The organism is Microbacterium sp. Clip185 (assembly GCF_028743715.1).
In the GTDB taxonomy this organism is placed as follows: domain Bacteria; phylum Actinomycetota; class Actinomycetes; order Actinomycetales; family Microbacteriaceae; genus Microbacterium.
Genome location: NZ_CP117996.1, coordinates 2754350 through 2769715, shown reverse-complemented (window position 1 = coordinate 2769715; position 15366 = coordinate 2754350). Strand labels below are relative to the sequence as shown.

The 15366-nt window shown below is 68.7% G+C and carries 15 protein-coding genes and 1 tRNA gene; 13 read left to right on the top strand and 3 right to left on the bottom strand.

What is annotated here, in order from left to right:
- Positions 1 to 191: 191 nt before the first annotated feature.
- Entirely contained in the window at positions 192 to 1610 is a 1419-nt protein-coding gene (locus PQV94_RS13480; RefSeq protein ID WP_274288288.1) for a glycosyltransferase family 2 protein, read from the top strand.
- Positions 1611 to 1676: 66 nt separating this feature from the next.
- Here the strand turns inward: PQV94_RS13480 and PQV94_RS13475 are convergent, their stop codons facing one another.
- The gene (locus PQV94_RS13475) at positions 1677 to 2678 is read right to left on the bottom strand and encodes a response regulator (protein WP_274286304.1); all 1002 of its coding nucleotides are present in this window, start codon (positions 2676 to 2678) and stop codon (positions 1677 to 1679) included.
- A 118-nt stretch (positions 2679 to 2796) separates the two neighbouring features.
- Positions 2797 to 3831 (bottom strand): glycoside hydrolase family 6 protein, encoded by a 1035-nt coding sequence (locus PQV94_RS13470; protein ID WP_274286303.1) that lies wholly within the window; start codon positions 3829 to 3831, stop codon positions 2797 to 2799.
- Positions 3832 to 3889: 58 nt separating this feature from the next.
- Between PQV94_RS13470 and PQV94_RS13465 the strand changes: the two genes are divergently transcribed.
- The 7 genes from PQV94_RS13465 to PQV94_RS13435 all read left to right on the top strand — a co-directional run bounded on the left by PQV94_RS13465 (position 3890) and on the right by PQV94_RS13435 (position 10369).
- Positions 3890 to 4720 carry a universal stress protein gene (locus PQV94_RS13465; protein ID WP_274286302.1) on the top strand — a complete coding sequence of 277 codons (831 nt, stop codon included), beginning with the start codon at positions 3890 to 3892 and terminating at the stop codon, positions 4718 to 4720.
- Between the two features lie 91 nt (positions 4721 to 4811).
- On the top strand, positions 4812 to 5018 hold the full coding sequence (locus PQV94_RS13460; RefSeq protein WP_274286301.1) for a hypothetical protein: 207 nt from the start codon (positions 4812 to 4814) through the stop codon (positions 5016 to 5018).
- A 256-nt stretch (positions 5019 to 5274) separates the two neighbouring features.
- Positions 5275 to 5412 (top strand): hypothetical protein, encoded by a 138-nt coding sequence (locus PQV94_RS13455; protein ID WP_243233206.1) that lies wholly within the window; start codon positions 5275 to 5277, stop codon positions 5410 to 5412.
- Between the two features lie 187 nt (positions 5413 to 5599).
- Positions 5600 to 6322: an L-ribulose-5-phosphate 4-epimerase gene (locus PQV94_RS13450; RefSeq protein ID WP_274286300.1), complete on the top strand. Its 723-nt coding sequence runs from the start codon at positions 5600 to 5602 to the stop codon at positions 6320 to 6322.
- Positions 6319 to 7893 carry a xylulokinase gene (locus PQV94_RS13445; protein ID WP_274286299.1) on the top strand — a complete coding sequence of 525 codons (1575 nt, stop codon included), beginning with the start codon at positions 6319 to 6321 and terminating at the stop codon, positions 7891 to 7893. The genes PQV94_RS13450 and PQV94_RS13445 overlap by 4 nt, the downstream gene beginning before the upstream one ends.
- A 20-nt stretch (positions 7894 to 7913) precedes the next feature.
- Entirely contained in the window at positions 7914 to 9425 is a 1512-nt protein-coding gene (araA, locus tag PQV94_RS13440; protein WP_274286298.1) for an L-arabinose isomerase, read from the top strand.
- Complete coding sequence (locus tag PQV94_RS13435) at positions 9425 to 10369, top strand: aldose 1-epimerase family protein (RefSeq protein ID WP_274286297.1); 945 nt, start codon at positions 9425 to 9427, stop codon at positions 10367 to 10369. The genes araA and PQV94_RS13435 overlap by 1 nt, the downstream gene beginning before the upstream one ends.
- A 168-nt stretch (positions 10370 to 10537) precedes the next feature.
- Here the strand turns inward: PQV94_RS13435 and PQV94_RS13430 are convergent, their stop codons facing one another.
- Positions 10538 to 10735, bottom strand: coding sequence for a hypothetical protein (locus PQV94_RS13430; protein ID WP_137418015.1), 198 nt, complete (start codon positions 10733 to 10735; stop codon positions 10538 to 10540).
- Between the two features lie 116 nt (positions 10736 to 10851).
- On the opposite strand from PQV94_RS13430, the gene PQV94_RS13425 reads away from it, so the two are divergent.
- The 5 genes from PQV94_RS13425 to PQV94_RS13405 all read left to right on the top strand — a co-directional run bounded on the left by PQV94_RS13425 (position 10852) and on the right by PQV94_RS13405 (position 15359).
- Entirely contained in the window at positions 10852 to 11280 is a 429-nt protein-coding gene (locus tag PQV94_RS13425; RefSeq protein ID WP_274286296.1) for a YdeI/OmpD-associated family protein, read from the top strand.
- A gap of 78 nt (positions 11281 to 11358) precedes the next feature.
- A complete protein-coding gene (locus PQV94_RS13420) occupies positions 11359 to 12048 on the top strand; it encodes an asparagine synthase (protein ID WP_274286295.1) in 690 nt (229 codons plus the stop codon).
- A 78-nt stretch (positions 12049 to 12126) separates the two neighbouring features.
- Positions 12127 to 12199, top strand: a tRNA-Arg gene (locus PQV94_RS13415).
- Positions 12200 to 12313: 114 nt separating this feature from the next.
- Entirely contained in the window at positions 12314 to 12892 is a 579-nt protein-coding gene (locus tag PQV94_RS13410) for a DUF4303 domain-containing protein (protein ID WP_274286294.1), read from the top strand.
- A 49-nt stretch (positions 12893 to 12941) separates the two neighbouring features.
- Positions 12942 to 15359 carry an FdhF/YdeP family oxidoreductase gene (locus PQV94_RS13405; protein WP_274286293.1) on the top strand — a complete coding sequence of 806 codons (2418 nt, stop codon included), beginning with the start codon at positions 12942 to 12944 and terminating at the stop codon, positions 15357 to 15359.
- The last annotated feature ends 7 nt before the right edge of the window (positions 15360 to 15366 follow it).

Below are 15366 nucleotides of genomic sequence, written 5' to 3'. Positions count from 1 at the left end.
TTGCGCTGAGCTTCTCGCGGGCCCGCCATGATCTTGCGGTTGGCCGTGCAGTCTGGACTCATCGCACGAACCGCGTGCCGATCCCCCGCCGCATCGCGGCCCATGAATGTCAGGAAGTGATCACTGTGTCGGACCCCCGTATGGCGTATCAGCAGGTGCCTTCACAGCAGCTGGAGCCCGTCTACCCGTCGATGGCACCCGGCGCCGACCTCGAGTCCCACTTCGAGCAGGACTTCATGTCGGTGCTCGAGAACTCGACCGCGCACCGCTCCACGATCGGATGCGTCATCCCTGCCTACAACGAGGAGGAGTCGATCGCGGATGTGATCGAGGCCCTGCTCGCCCAGACGCGTGTTCCCGACGTCATCCATGTGGTCATCAACAACACGTCCGACAACACGGCGAAGATCGCGTCGGAGTACGCCGGCCCGCACGAGATCATGACCGATCTCGGCGAGCAGTTCACCGAGGTCTTCGTGCACGACATCGGCAAGAACCCCGACAAGAAGGTCGGCGCACTCAACTACGGCTACTCGCTGGTCGAGGGATGCGACTATCTGCTCGGCGTCGACGGTGACACGATCGCCGAGCCGCGCGCCGTCGAGTACCTCGAGACCGAGGCCGTCAGCGACTCGCGCATCGGAGGCATCTCGGCGATCTACACGATCGACGATCGCCCCATCAAGGGCCTCACCGCCAAGTGGCTCATCGCCGGGCAGCGCACCCAGTTCGCCGCCTTCAACCTGCAGAACCTCCTCCGCGGGCGCAACATGGCGGTGCTCGGTGGCCAGTTCTCGATCTTCTCGACGAACGCCCTGCGCGACGCCATGAAGCAGAACCACCAGAACACTCCGTGGGTCAAGGACAGCGAGGTCGAGGACTCTCTGCTCTCCCTGCAGATCAAGAGCGCCGGCTACCTCACCAAGATCAGCCCCTACGCCCGCGCGGCGGTGGGAGGGATGACCACGCTCAAGGGGTACGACGCGCAGCAGGTCAAGTGGACCTTCGGCGCGATCGAACTCATGTGGCCTGGGCAGCGCGGCGACACCAAGGGGCAGCCGTTCCACCCGAACCTGCGTCTGCGCTGGTTCGAGAACTTCGGCATGCTCACCAACCTCTTCGTGCGTGTCGCCTTCCTCGTGCTGCTCGCAGGCTCGCTGTCGATCAACGCCTTCGTCTTCTCTCCTCTGTGGCTGATCCCCGTGCTGACGGCCGTGCTGCTGAACCTGCGCATCGCGCGGACGATGAAGTACTGCAATCAGCGCGACATCCTCTTCGCGCTGCTGATCTTCCCGGCGGAGATCTTCATGTGGATCCGCCTCAGCCACTTCCTGCGCTCGTGGACCCGCTTCCTCTCGCGCAAGAAGGTCGACAACTGGGCGATGCAGGCCAAGGCAGAACGCGGTGGTGCATCGATCGGCCACTGGACGCCCTTCATCCTGCTGGCCGCCGCACTCGTCGCGATGGCCATCATCTGGAACATGCTCGGCCCGGTCGTGCAGTCCTCCATCCTCTGGATCGGCTGGCCCATCGTCGGCGTCGTGACCGTCCTGCAGACGCTGCTCATGTTCTCGAAGCTGCTGCGCCGCTACCAGGGCTACAAGGTCTGACCGGCACCATCCGAACGAAGAGGGCCCACGGTTTCCCGTGGGCCCTCTTCGTCGTTCGGCGCGGTGTCAGGGTGCGAGCAGCTCGGTGGTCAACCGGTAGCCGACTCCGCGCACGGTCTCGATGTAGCGCGGGTTGCTCGGGTTGTCGCCCAGCTTGCGGCGGAGATTCGTCATGTGGGCTTCCACGGCACGCTTGTCGGCCTCACCCACGTAGTAGGAGGTCACGTAGGACTCGCCGCGCAGCACCAGGGTCAGATCGGCCTTGCTGCGCACGCGTCGCTTCGACTCGAGGAGCGTGGCCAGCAGATCGAACTCGGTGCGCGTCAGCTCGATCTGCTGACCGTTGATGAGCACGATGCGCGTCTCCGGGTTGAGCTGGAGGTCGCGGTGGGTCACCCAGAAGCCGCCGCCGGGCACGAGAGCGCCCGAGGTCTGAGGAGCGAGCTCGACGCCCGCTCCGGGTGCGGGCGCCACGGGCTGCTGCGGGACGAGGTTCGGCGGTGTCGCGTAGGTCATGCGGTCGGCCGGCATGGCCGCCTCCGGCGGGTAGGCCGTCTCTTCGACGTGCGCCGGTGCGGCGGGTTGCCGGGACTCGGACTGTACCGGGATGGACTGGGTCTGCGGGCGCGCGCCAGGAAAGGACGGGCCCACGCTCTCCTGCCGACGGGCGTGGCCCGCGGGTTCGGGACGCGGGCGGCGCAGGAGCGCTTCGACGCGAGCGCGGAACTCTCGCGGGCGGAACGGCTTCACGATGTACTCGTCGGCGCCGGCACCCAGGCCCAGCACGACATCGGCCTCATCGGCCAGCCCGGTCAGCATGATAATGAACGTGTTCGACTTCTCGCGGATGCGCCGGGCAGCCTCGAAGCCGTCGATGCCGGGCATGTTGACATCGAGCGTCGTGATCAGCGGCTGGTAGGCGAGGACGGCTCGCACACCGTCGATGCCGTTTCCGACCGAAACGGTGGAGAAACCCGCCGCCTCGAGGACCTCGGCGAGGAGGTGGCGAACATCGGGATCGTCTTCGACGATGACCGCGGTCTTCTGCCCGTCAGAAGCATCGCTCATGAGTCCGGCATCCTCGATTCTCGGTTCAAGGCCGCGGCTCGTGGCACCGCACGCGTCGCCATTGTTCCATATCCGCCGGATTGCCCGCGATTCACGGCGGATACCGCGTCGCGGCCGGTCAGAGCACGTTGCGCGTGAGCTGCACGGAGCCCTCCGGCCACCAGGATCCGGCGCGCGGGCCGCCGTTGCAGACGCCGTCGCTCTCGCCGGGCGGTTTGATCCACAGGTTCGTGTCGACGACGTCATCGCCGTAGGTGCCGCCGACATCGCCCACGAGCGCCGTCGGGTCGTTGCACCACTCGCTGGTGGAGGTGCCGGCGCCGTTGCGTGACGTGTCGATGAGGGCGTGGCTGCCGCCGAGCAGCTGCGACACCTCGTGGGCGTAGGCGAACTCGTCGCTTGTGGGGTTGTAGTTCGAGACGTTGGTGGCGAAGCCGCGCACCTTGTCGGTGACGCCCACTCGCTGGATGAGAGAGGCCATCTCCGAGGCGGGTCGCCAGTTGGAGTGTCCGCCGTCGAGGTACACCCACGTGTCGGCGCCGACGAGACGCAGTGCGGCGTCGTGAAGGGCGCTCATGCGCTGGTCGATGTTGGCGTCGCAGTCCGGAGCTTGGGCGAGGCTGTCCGGCTCGAGCACCACGATCTTCTGGACGTCCTTCACGCTCGCCAGCGCCTGGCCGATCTCCGCCGTCCACGTGGCGTAGGAGGCATCGTCCAGCCCGCCCGCGGACTGACTGCCGCAGTCGCGCTCGGGAAGCCCGTAGACGACGACGGCGAGTGCCGCATCCTGATCGCGCGCCTCGGCCGCGAGGTTCAGGATGCGAGGGCCCGCGTCTCCGATCGGATCGATCTCTGGGGTGAGCCAGTAGGCGGTCGGCTGCGCGGCGAGGTAGTCGGCCGCCGCCTGCGCGTCGGAATCGAGCCCGCCCTCGGTCGCGGCCTTGCTCGCCTTGGACTCCTCCGGTACGACGATGCGCGTGCCGACACCCGGAGCCTGCGCGCCGAGGAGCTGAAGTCCGGACGTGATCGCCCATCCGACGACGCCGATGGCGGTGATCACGATGACCATGCTCGCCGCGAGCACGGTGATCAGCAGCCAGCGGGGAAAGGCGCGCCGGCGCTTACGGGCGGGCCTGGCTGGCGTGGAACTCACGCAAGGACTGTACCGTGCGCCCGCGCTACCCTGACTGCAACGACCGGAAGGACACAGGATGTCGGACTCGATCATCGTGGGCGTGACGGATGCGGACAGCTCGCAGCGTGCGGTCGACTGGGCGGCGGCCCGAGCGCGCCGCGGCGGGGAGCCTCTCGTGCTCTTCTCCGTCGTGGGCGGCGCCACCGGTGCCGTGGGCGAGGACGATGTGCTGACGGCGGCGGTCGCTGCGACACGTGCACGCCTCGAGCATCAGGCGGACCTTCTGCGATCGACGGGCGTCTCGTGCGAGGTGCTCGTGTCGCACGGCAACCCGGTGGCAGAGCTCGTGGAGGCGTCGAAGGGCGCCACGCTGCTGGTGATCGGCGGGGAGAAGCGGGGGCAGGGGCGCCGCGGGCAGCACGGCTATCGGATCGCCGCGGGATCGCACTCGCCCGTCGTGGTCGTGCCGCTGGATGCGCCGACGGACGGCCAGGGCGTGGTCGTCGGTGTCGACGGCTCCGAGGTCTCGGATGCGGCGGTGGCGTTCGCAGCGGCCGAGGCGGAGCGCTTCGGCGACACCCTCACGATCGTCTCTGCGTGGATGCCGGTCGCGGTTCCCGGCGATTTCGGCGTGTACCCCGACCTCTATCTCACCGACCTCAATGCGATCACGCAGTCCGCCGTCGACCGCGTCGCAGAGACGGTGGGCGAGGCGTACCCGGACCTCGAGGTGCAGACCCGCGTCGTCGAGGGCGATCCTGCCGCGGCGATCGCGGATGCGGCGGGGTCGGCCCGCCTGGTCGTCGTCGGCTCGCACGGGCGCGGCGCCTTCGCGCGCTTCCTGCTCGGGTCGGTCAGCGAGGAAGTCGTGTCTCAGGTGACGACCGCGACAGCCGTCGTCCGCTGAACGTCTTTCCACACGTACGGCGCGTATCCGACGCGGGCGTCCGTGCGGGACTACCTTTGTGCCACCACGGTAGGCGGACGAAGGAGTCCTCATGGATCGTGCAACACAGATAGCTGTCACCGCCCTCGGGCTGCTCGCTCTCGTAGCGGCCTGCGTCGGCGTCTTCGCCGCGGGGGCTCTTCCCGGCCTCGAGCTTCACGCTCAGCGTGCTGCGAGCCTCGTTCCCTTCGTGGTGGCCACGCTCGCCGTGCTGAGCGCGCTCGCGCTGACGGTGTCGCGGCGCCGCCTGCATCGCTGACGCGCATTGCGGAGAAAGGCGGAGAGGCCCTCTGCGGCCTGGGGGAACCGGAGAGGACCTCTCATCACACGGGCGAAACGCTCCGTGCCTTCGCTCGCCGTCGGTGACCCGAACACGTCCGGCGTGCGGTGTTGCCCCACCAGTATGAGAAGTGCGCCGCCCCGGGCGGAGGGGCTTGACAACGGCCGGGTGCACCGTGCGTCGTTCGACGCGCCGCGTCACACGATCGTCATCCTTTCTCAGTACCATGGCGCTCATGGCGCGCGAGGGGCAACGCAATCCAGAGCCGGGCGGGTCCCGATGGCTCATCTACATCGGGGTGGCGCTGCTTGCGCTCGGGGTGGGTGCCCTCGTGTACGCCTCGATCATCAGTTACCTCAACGCCATCCTCTAGCGACGGCTGTGCTCGCCCGTCAGGGCCTCCGTTCTTGCGACGGCGCCGCATCCGGGTACGACGAGCACGCGACGGCGGGGCGTGTTCGGCGGTGAGTGGTCATTGCACACCTTCTGTGTGACCGGTAACATTTGTTTCGGCCGGCCGGGTATGGGACCCCGCGGGCCACGAGACCAATGGAGCACCCGTGACAGGCAGCGCAGCCACGCCCTTCCCCCCTGACGTCCAAGCGGCCATCGATGCCGTCCGAGACGACGTCGCGAATCTGCACGGCGAACTGGTGCGTTACGGATTGGTGGTGTGGACCGGCGGCAATGTCTCCGGGCGCGTGCCCGGTGCCGACCTGTTCGTGATCAAGCCGTCCGGCGTCTCCTACGACGACCTGACGCCCGCGAACATGATCCTCTGCGATCTCGACGGCAACGTGATCCCCGGAACGCCCGGCAGCGAGCGCTCGCCGTCCAGCGACACGGCCGCGCACGCCTACGTGTACCGCAACATGCCCGACGTGGGCGGGGTCGTGCACACCCACTCCGACTACGCCGTCGCGTGGGCCGCGCGTGGCGAGGAGATCCCCTGCGTGATCACTGCGATGGCCGACGAGTTCGGCGGCCCGATCCCGGTCGGCCCCTTCGCGATCATCGGCGACGATTCGATCGGTCGCGGGATCGTCGAGACGCTGCGCGGGCACCGCTCCCGCGCGGTGCTGATGCGCAACCACGGCCCCTTCACGATCGGGGTGAGCGCCAAGGATGCGGTCAAGGCCGCCGTCATGGTCGAGGACGTGGCGCGTACGGTGCACATCGCGCGTCAGGGCGGGGAGCTCGTGCCGATCCCGCAGGAGGCGATCGACAGCCTGTACGCGCGGTATCAGAACGTCTACGGACAGAGCGGGGACGACCGGCGATGACCGCTGCAGACGCCATCACGACCGGGCGCACCTGGCTCGGTATCGAGCTCGGCTCCACCCGTATCAAGGCGTGCCTGATCGACGAGACCGGTGCGGTGATCGCCGTGGGCGCTCACGCGTGGGAGAACAGCTACGTCGATCGCCTCTGGACCTATTCGCTCGATGAGGTCGTCGCCGGCCTGCAGACGGCGTACGCCGCGCTCGTCGCCGATGCGATCGAGCGTCACAGCGTGCGTCCGCAGACGCACGCGGCCATCGGCGTCTCGGCGATGATGCACGGCTATCTCGCCTTCGACGCATCCGGTGACCTGCTCGTCCCCTTCCGCACGTGGCGTAACACCAACACCGGCCCTGCGGCGAGCGCGCTGAGCGAACTGTTCGGCGTGAACATCCCGCTGCGATGGTCGATCGCGCACCTGCACCAGGCGGCCATCGATGCCGAGCCGCATGTGCCGCACATCGCCTCGATCACCACTCTCGCGGGTTACGTGCACCGCCGTCTGACCGGCCGGTCGGTGCTGGGAGTCGGCGACGCGTCGGGCATGTTCCCGATCGATTCGGCCACGGGCGACTACGACGCGGAGCTGCTCGCCCGCTACGACGCGCTCGGCGCGCTCGGTGTTCCGCTGGCGGAGATCCTTCCCGAGGTCCTCCCCGCGGGGCGCGAGGCGGGTGCACTCACCGCCGAGGGGGCGGCGCTCCTGGACCCGTCCGGCGCGCTCCGTGCCGGCATCCCGCTCTGCCCGCCCGAGGGCGACGCCGGGACCGGCATGGTCGCCACCAACGCCGTGGCGCCGCGCACCGGCAACGTGAGCGCGGGAACGAGCATCTTCGCGATGGTCGTCCTCGAGCGGCCCCTCCAGCGTGTGCATCACGAGCTGGACCTCGTCACCACGCCCGCGGGAGATCCCGTCGCCATGGTGCACTGCAACAACGGCGCGAGCGAGCTCGCCGCCTGGGTCGAGATGTTCTCCCGTTTCTCGGCTGCATCCGGTCAGGCGCTCGACGCGGACGCCGTGTTCGAGACGCTGTTCCGTGAGGCGGTCGCCGGCGACGCGGATGCGGGCGGGCTGCTCGCCTACAACCACCTCGCGGGCGAGCCCATCGCCGGACTCGAGGAGGGGCGTCCGCTCGTCGTCCGCACCCCCGACAGCCGCCTGACACTCGCGAACTTCATGCGTGCCCAGCTGTACGGCGTGTTCGGCACCCTCGCCCTCGGGATGCGGGTACTGGCCGAAGAAGGCGTCGGACTCGATCTGATGTTCGCCCACGGCGGCATGTTCCGCACCGCCGGCGTCGCGCAGCGCTTCCTCGCCGGCGCGCTCGCCGCCCCCGTCGCGGTGGGCGAGACCGCGTCCGAGGGTGGCGCATGGGGGATCGCGGTGCTCGCCGCGTTCCTCGGCGAATCCGACGAGCTCGATCTGTCCACCTACCTCGAGCGCCGGGTGTTCGCCGGTGCCGCAACCTCGACCGTGGAGCCCGACGCCGACGACGTCGCAGGCTTCGCCGCCTACCTCGAGCGCTACCGGTCCGGCCTCGCCATCGAAGCCGCTGCCGTCGTCGCGCTCTGAAAACCGAAAGAGAGATATCCATGCCTCGTACCCCCTTGTCCAGCTCCCTCGACGGCTACGAGGTCTGGTTCGTCACCGGCAGCCAGAACCTCTACGGCGAAGAGACGCTCAAGCAGGTCGCAGAGCAGTCGCAGGCCGTCGTCGCGGGGCTGGGCGAGCTCCCCGTGAAGGTCGTCTGGAAGCCCGTGCTGAAGGATGCCGACTCGATCCGCCGGATGGCGCTGGAGATCAACAGCCGCGACGACGTCATCGGCGTCATCGCGTGGATGCACACCTTCAGCCCCGCCAAGATGTGGATCTCGGGTCTGGACGCCCTCCAGAAGCCGCTGCTGCACCTGCACACGCAGGCGAATGTCGAGCTGCCGTGGGCCGACATCGACTTCGACTTCATGAACCTCAACCAGGCCGCGCACGGCGACCGCGAGTTCGGCTACATCCAGACGCGGCTGGGTGTTGCGCGCAAGACCGTCGTCGGTCATGTGTCGAACCCCGTCGTCCGTCAGCAGATCGAGGACTGGGAGCGCGCAGCCGCAGGTTGGGCCGCGGTCCGCACGCTGAAGCTGGCCCGCTTCGGCGACAACATGCGCTACGTCGCCGTCACCGAGGGTGACAAGACCGAGGCGGAGCTGCGCTTCGGCGTGCAGGTGAACACCTGGGGCGTCAACGAGCTGGCGGATGCGGTCGCCGCCGCATCCGAGTCCGACATCGACGCTCTCGTGGCCGAGTACGAGGAGCTGTACGACGTCGTCGACGAGCTGCGCGCGGGCGGCGAGCGGCACCAGTCGCTGCGCGACGGGGCCGCGATCGAGCTCGGTCTGCGCTCGTTCCTCGAGGAGGGCGGCTTCGGCGCCTTCACGACGAGCTTCGAGGATCTCGGCGCTCTGAAGCAGCTTCCGGGGCTGGCCGTCCAGCGCCTCATGGCAGAGGGGTACGGCTTCGGCGCCGAAGGCGACTGGAAGACGGCAATCCTGGTGCGCGTGGCGAACGTCATGGGCGCGGGCCTGCCCGGGGGCGCGAGCCTCATGGAGGACTACACGTATGACCTCGTGGCCGGTGACGAGAAGATCCTCGGCGCCCACATGCTGGAGGTCGCCCCGTCGCTGACCACCGCCAAGCCGCGGTTGGAGATCCACCCGCTCGGCATCGGCGGCAAGGACGACCCGGTGCGCCTGGTCTTCACGGCCGATCCGGGCTCTGCCGTGGTCGTCGCCATGAGCGACATGCGCGACCGCTTCCGTCTCGTGGCCAACGTGGTCGAGAACGTGTCCGCGCCGGAGCTGCCGAAGCTTCCCGTGGGGCGCGCCGTGTGGAAGCCGGCTCCCGACTTCGCGACCTCCGCCGCCTGCTGGCTCGCCGCGGGAGCCGCTCACCACACGGTGATGTCGACCGCCGTCGGTATCGAGGTGTTCCGGGACTTCGCCGAGATCGCGAAGACGGAGCTGGTCGTCATCGACGAGGCGACCACGGTGCGCGACTTCCAGCGTGAGCTGCGATGGAACCAGGCGTACTACCGCCTCGCACAGGGCCTGTGATGACGGGCTCGCTCCCGCTGTCGGGAACACAGCACCTGCTGCGCTCTGGCGATGTCGAGGCGTGCATCGCGAGTGTCGGCGCGTCGCTTCGCACTCTCACGTACGCTGGGCGCGATCTCGTCGTGCCCTTCGCTGCTGACGAGGTGCGTCCCGCCTACCGAGGCGCGACGCTCGCCCCCTGGCCGAACCGGGTCGTCGATGGCCGCTACGCGTTCGGCGGCGAGGAGTATCGCCTCGCCCTGACCGAGCCCGCGCGCGGCCACGCGCTGCACGGACTCGCCGCGTGGCTCGACTACACCGCGATCGACAAGGGGCCCGACCACGTCACGCTCTCGGCCGTGATCGAGGCGCAGGACGGCTACCCCTGGCGTGTGCGCGTGGAGACGCGTTTCTCGCTGGATGCCGAGGGCCTGACGCAGACGGTCACCGCGGTCAACGAGTCGGACACGGCGGCGCCGTACGGCACGGGGCCGCATCCGTATCTCGTCGCAGGCGGCGGGCGCGTCGATGACTGGACGTTCGAACTGCCCGCTGCCGAGGTGCTGCACGTCACGGAGGATCGGCTGGCGCCGACCGAGCTGCGCGCGGTCGACGCGGATGATCCGTCGCGGTTCGACTACCGCACCGCACGACGCATCGGTGCGGCCGAGATCGACCACGCCTACACGGGGCTCCTCCGCGACGCGGACGGTCTCGCGACGGTTCGCGTGACGGATGCGGACGGCCACGGTGTGGCCATGACGTGGGATGCCGCGTGTGCCTGGGTGCAGGTGCACACGGCAGATCGTCCGGGACTCTCGGGCCACCGCGTGGGGCTCGCGATCGAGCCCATGACGTGTGCGCCGGACGCGTTCAACGCGCAGCGGTATCCCTACGACGAGGGCCTTCAGGTGCTCGAGCCCGGTGGCTCGCTCTCGGCGAGCTGGACCATCCGCGCCGTCTGACCCGCATCCTTCGCCTCCACGACATGTTCGCCTGTCACAGATCGCGCCTCCGGCGTCGATCTGTGACAGGCGAACGTTGCTTGTGTGGGGATGCGGAAGGCCCCGGAGAAGGACGAATCCTTCTCCGGGGCCTTCGATGACAGGGGTACGCGGTGACGCCGCCAGGCGTCAGCTGTCGCGCAGGTTCTCCTTGACCTCGTTGCGGCGCTCGACCGACTCCTTCTCGGCCTCGGCCTTCTTGACGTTCGCGTCGGCCTTGGCCTCGTCGATCTTGTCGCCGATGCGGTCCGTGGTGTCGTCCCACTTGTCCTTGAGCTTGCGACCGGCGGTCTCCGCGGTCTCCTTCGCATCATCGATGAAACCCATGATGTGCTCCCTTCGTCGAGGTGTGCCGACAGGTTAATCCGGCCATCCGGCAGGACTGGCGGGGTTGCACGAGCTCGCACTGGTTGCTAGCGCCGCCATGGGTGCATACTCGGCTCATGCGGTTCGAGACGACCATGTCGCAGTTCGGCAACAACACCGGCATCGAGATTCCGACGGATGTCATCGAGGAGCTCGGCGGCGGTCGCCGTCCCGCGCTGGTGGTGACCGTCAACGGGTACACGTATCGCTCGACCGTCGGAGTAATGGCCGGCAAGCACCTCATCCCCTTCAGCGCGGACAAGCGGCGTGAGACGGGCATCGGTGGTGGCGATGCCCTCACCGTCGACGTGGAGCTCGACACCGCTGTGCGCACGGTCGAGGTGCCGGAGGATCTCGCCCAGGCGCTGGCGTCCGCCGGGCTTCGGTCGGCTTTCGATGCGCTGTCTCCCAGTGCGCAGAAGGCCCACGTGACGGCCGTCGCGGGTGCGAAGGCCGCGCAGACGCGGCAGCGCCGTATCGAGCGGGTGGTCGAGTCCTTGAGCTGAGCCGCCGAGGGCGTTTTTCCCCGTTCTCGACCCGTGAATCGCCGAGACCCCTCCGATAGAATCGACGGAGGGGGTGCTGTGGCATCACGAGCGGACGAACCGACGGAGCACAAGGGACTCGGAGCCCTGTGGGCCGCGCGAGCGTCGCGCCCCAAACTCGCCGATGTCGTCGCCGAGGGGGTCTACATCGCCGCGGCCGCCACGCGCCTGTCGCTGAAGAACCACATCCTGGTCGACATCCTCTCCGCCGGAGAGGGATTCGACGCCGACCGGTTCGTGCCCGATGCGAAGGACGCGCTGCTGAAGCTCGCCGAAGAGGCGGAGGCGGACGCCGAGCGCGCGGAGCGCGAGCGCAAGCTGGCGCGGGGGCGCTTCAGCGACTCCGGCGGCACCCACGACTATCGCAGTCGCGACGTGCGCAACCTCCGACGCAGGCGCAAGCAGTCGCTGCGTATCGCCGAGGAGCTCCGCGAGCGCGCCGAAGATCTCGACGGACTCCGCGAGCTGGTGGAAGCCGCGCGTGAGGCGGCCTGGGCGGAGGTCGCACGCAACATCGACAGCTCGCTGCGGATCGAGGCTGCCAGGCCCGATCTCGAACCGGGCTACGACAAGATGCGCCAGGCGCGCATGCAGAGCCTTCGACTCGTCGACCTTCCCCGTCTCGCTGCGCATCGCCGCAGACTGAACGCGAAGGACGAGGATGCGGCGCCCGCCGTGTCGGCCGCGAGCGAGCGCCGGAGCGGGATCGACGTCAGCGAGCTCGAGTAGGCGCCTCGATTCGCGAGCAGCCCCGGTTGTGTTGTAGTCTCTCCTAGTGCCCGCGCGCAGGAATGCGACGGGAAACATGCGCCCGTAGCTCAATGGATAGAGCATCTGACTACGGATCAGAAGGTTAGGGGTTCGAGTCCCTTCGGGCGCACACTGTGTTGAGACAGTAACGAAGAAGGCCCCCGCGATGCGGGGGCCTTCTTCGTTAGGTCGAGAAGCCGTGGATGTCTGCGCGGCTTCCGCTCGCCTGGCTAACCTGTGGATCATGGACGTCCTTCAGCAGTTCGTCGATGACTGGGGCTGTCGCTGGGAGGCGGCGCTCGCCGCAGCCGTCCGAGCGTTGCCCGCGGATGTGGTCGCCGGTTCGATTTACGCCGCCGCGATCACGGTGGCGGACGGCAACACCGTGCCCGCCCTGTTCGTGCACACCGAGAGCGGACTCGCCGAGGTCGCGGATGAGGACGGCGACGCGGACGATGCCGCGTACTACCGCTGGTGGCCCGACGAGTCCGGCATCGAGGTCGAGAGCGATGAACTCGCGGCTCTGGCTGCGGAGCTGGGCGCGTGGGCTGAGGCGCACCCGGAACTCAGCGCCGACCCGGAGGACGACCTCGCGTGGAGCGACCGGTGGATCGCGGAGACCGATCGGATCCTGATCCGCACGCTCGGCTCGGATGCGGTACGTCGGGCCTTCGCGGCGATCGGCGCCGACCCCGTGCTGGTCGTCACCGAGACCGACGGCGAACAGGCCCGCGCGAGTGTCGCCTTCGACGCGCTCAACGGGCACCGCGACGATGCTGTCGCCCGTGACGCGCGGGCGTTCTGGCAGGCAGCCGACGGCTGAGGCGGTCACCGCGCGTCCCGGTCCCGGCGCGGGGGCGTACTCTGGCGGCATGCCGATGAAGCCACCGACGGCCAATATCGATGAGACCCGCGTGCACGTGTCGCGACCGAAGAAGGTCGCGGTGGGCGTGCCGGCTGTGCTGCACGCGCTGCAGATCGCGAACGAGCAGATGGGCCTCAAGCGATCCGCCGAGACCCTGCTGCGCGTCAACCAGAAGGACGGATTCGACTGTCCCGGCTGTGCGTGGCCGGAGGAGGACAAGCGGCACGTCGCCGAGTTCTGCGAGAACGGCGCCAAGGCCGTCGCCGAGGAGGCGACCGTGCGTCGCGTGGGGCCGGAGTTCTTCGCCGCCCACTCCATCGATGACCTACGCGCAGGCGATGACTGGTGGCTCGGTCAGCAGGGGCGGCTGACGCATCCGATGGTGCTCGACGAAGGCGCGACGCATTACCGTCCGATCTCGTGGGATGCGGCGCTCGAGATGATCGCGGACGAGTTGAAGGCGCTGTCGCACCCCGATGAGGCGGTGTTCTACACGTCGGGACGCACCTCGAACGAGGCGGCGTTCCTGTACCAGCTGCTCGTGCGCGGTCTCGGCACGAACAACCTCCCCGACTGCTCGAACATGTGCCACGAATCGAGTGGGTCGGCGTTGACGGAGACGATCGGCATCGGCAAGGGCACCGTCTCGATCGAGGACATCCACGAGGCGGACCTGCTGATCGTCGCCGGGCAGAACCCCGGCACCAACCATCCCCGCATGCTGTCGGCCCTCGAGAAGGCGAAACAGCGCGGTGCGCGCATCATCGCCGTGAACCCGCTGCCCGAGGCGGGGCTCATGCGGTTCGAGAACCCGCAGACCCCGCGCGGGGTGGCCTTCGGTGGCACCAAGCTCGCCGACCGCTTCGTGCAGATCCGATCGGGCGGCGATCAGGCGCTCTTCCACGCGATCGGCAAGCATCTGCTCGAGGCGCAGGACCGTGACGGCGATGTTCTGGACACCGCCTTCATCAGCGCCCACACGAGCGGGTTCGAGTCGTACCGCCGGCAGATGGCGGATGCCGGCTGGGCGCAGTTGGAGCGGGCCACCGGCCTCAGCGAGCAGGAGCTGCGCGCCATCGGCGACGAGGTGCGAGCCTCGAAGGCGACGATCGTGTGCTGGGCGATGGGGCTCACCCAGCACAAGCACTCCGTGCCGACCCTCCGCGACGTCGTGAACGTGCTGCTGCTGCAGGGCAACATCGGCCGCCCCGGGGCGGGCGTCTGCCCGGTGCGGGGTCACTCCAACGTGCAGGGCGACCGCACGGTCGGCATCTACGAGAAGCCGGCGGATGCGTTCCTCGACGCACTCGATCGGGAGTTCTCGTTCACCGCGCCCCGCGCCCACGGCTTCGACACTGTCGCCGCCATCCGGGCCATGCGCGACGGCAAGGTCCGCTTCTTCATGGGGATGGGCGGCAACTTCGTGTCGGCGACGCCCGACACCGCGGTCGTCGAGGCGGGAATGGCGCGCGTGGGCCTCACCGTGCACGTGTCGACCAAGCTCAACCGATCCCACGTCATCACCGGCAACCGCGCGCTCATCCTCCCCACCCTCGGACGCACCGACCGCGATCGTCGCGGCGGACGAGAACAGCGCGTCACCGTCGAGGACTCGATGGGCGCCGTGCACGCCTCGCGGGGCCGACTCGCTCCGCCCTCGGACGACATGCTCAGCGAGGTCGCGATCATCGCCAGGCTGTGCGCGCTCGTCTTCGGTGGCGGATCCTCGCCCGAGCACGCGCCGGCAGCCCACGACGGCGACCACGAGCGCACGCTTCCCGAGCACGGAACCGTGGAGTCGGAAAGCCTGGATGCGGCCGGCCTCCACGACCCGGCCAACGTGCCGCAGGCGGATTGGGCTGCGCTCGAGGCGGACTACTCACTCATCCGCTCGCACATCGAACGGGTGATCCCGGGGTTCGAGGACTACGAGAGCCGCATCCAGAAAGGACGCACGTTCTTCCTGCCGAACGGCCCGCGCGACGAACGTCGGTTCGCGACGATCGACGGCAAGGCGCGCTTCACGGTCAATCCGCTCGAGTACCCGCACATCCCCGCCGGGCGCCTCCTGCTGCAGACGCTGCGCTCGCACGATCAGTACAACACCACCGTCTACGGCAAGGACGACCGCTACCGCGGAATCCACGGCGGCCGTCGCGTCGTCCTCGTCAACGCCGATGACATCCGCGAGCTCGGATTCGCGGAAGGGGAGATCGTCGACCTCGTCTCCGAATGGACGGATGCGGACGGCGGCCTCCAGGAGCGCCGCGCCGAGAGCTTCCGCATCGTCTCCTACGACACGCCCCGTCAGAACGCGGCCGCCTATTACCCCGAGACGAACGTGCTCGTGCCCCTCGAATCGGTCGCCGATGTGAGCGGTACGCCCACCTCGAAGGCGGTCATCGTGCGCCTCGAGCACCGCTGAGTGCGGC

Bases quoted from the DNA above. Each gene is read 5' to 3' on its own strand.
- PQV94_RS13480 (WP_274288288.1), top strand. From the start codon at position 192: ATGGCACCCGGCGCCGACCTCGAGTCCCACTTCGAGCAGGACTTCATG.
- PQV94_RS13475 (WP_274286304.1), bottom strand. From the start codon at position 2,678: ATGAGCGATGCTTCTGACGGGCAGAAGACCGCGGTCATCGTCGAAGAC.
- PQV94_RS13465 (WP_274286302.1), top strand. From the start codon at position 3,890: ATGTCGGACTCGATCATCGTGGGCGTGACGGATGCGGACAGCTCGCAG.
- PQV94_RS13460 (WP_274286301.1), top strand. From the start codon at position 4,812: ATGGATCGTGCAACACAGATAGCTGTCACCGCCCTCGGGCTGCTCGCT.
- PQV94_RS13455 (WP_243233206.1), top strand. From the start codon at position 5,275: ATGGCGCGCGAGGGGCAACGCAATCCAGAGCCGGGCGGGTCCCGATGG.
- PQV94_RS13445 (WP_274286299.1), top strand. From the start codon at position 6,319: ATGACCGCTGCAGACGCCATCACGACCGGGCGCACCTGGCTCGGTATC.
- araA (WP_274286298.1), top strand. From the start codon at position 7,914: ATGCCTCGTACCCCCTTGTCCAGCTCCCTCGACGGCTACGAGGTCTGG.
- PQV94_RS13435 (WP_274286297.1), top strand. From the start codon at position 9,425: ATGACGGGCTCGCTCCCGCTGTCGGGAACACAGCACCTGCTGCGCTCT.
- PQV94_RS13430 (WP_137418015.1), bottom strand. From the start codon at position 10,735: ATGGGTTTCATCGATGATGCGAAGGAGACCGCGGAGACCGCCGGTCGC.
- PQV94_RS13425 (WP_274286296.1), top strand. From the start codon at position 10,852: ATGCGGTTCGAGACGACCATGTCGCAGTTCGGCAACAACACCGGCATC.
- PQV94_RS13410 (WP_274286294.1), top strand. From the start codon at position 12,314: ATGGACGTCCTTCAGCAGTTCGTCGATGACTGGGGCTGTCGCTGGGAG.
- PQV94_RS13405 (WP_274286293.1), top strand. From the start codon at position 12,942: ATGCCGATGAAGCCACCGACGGCCAATATCGATGAGACCCGCGTGCAC.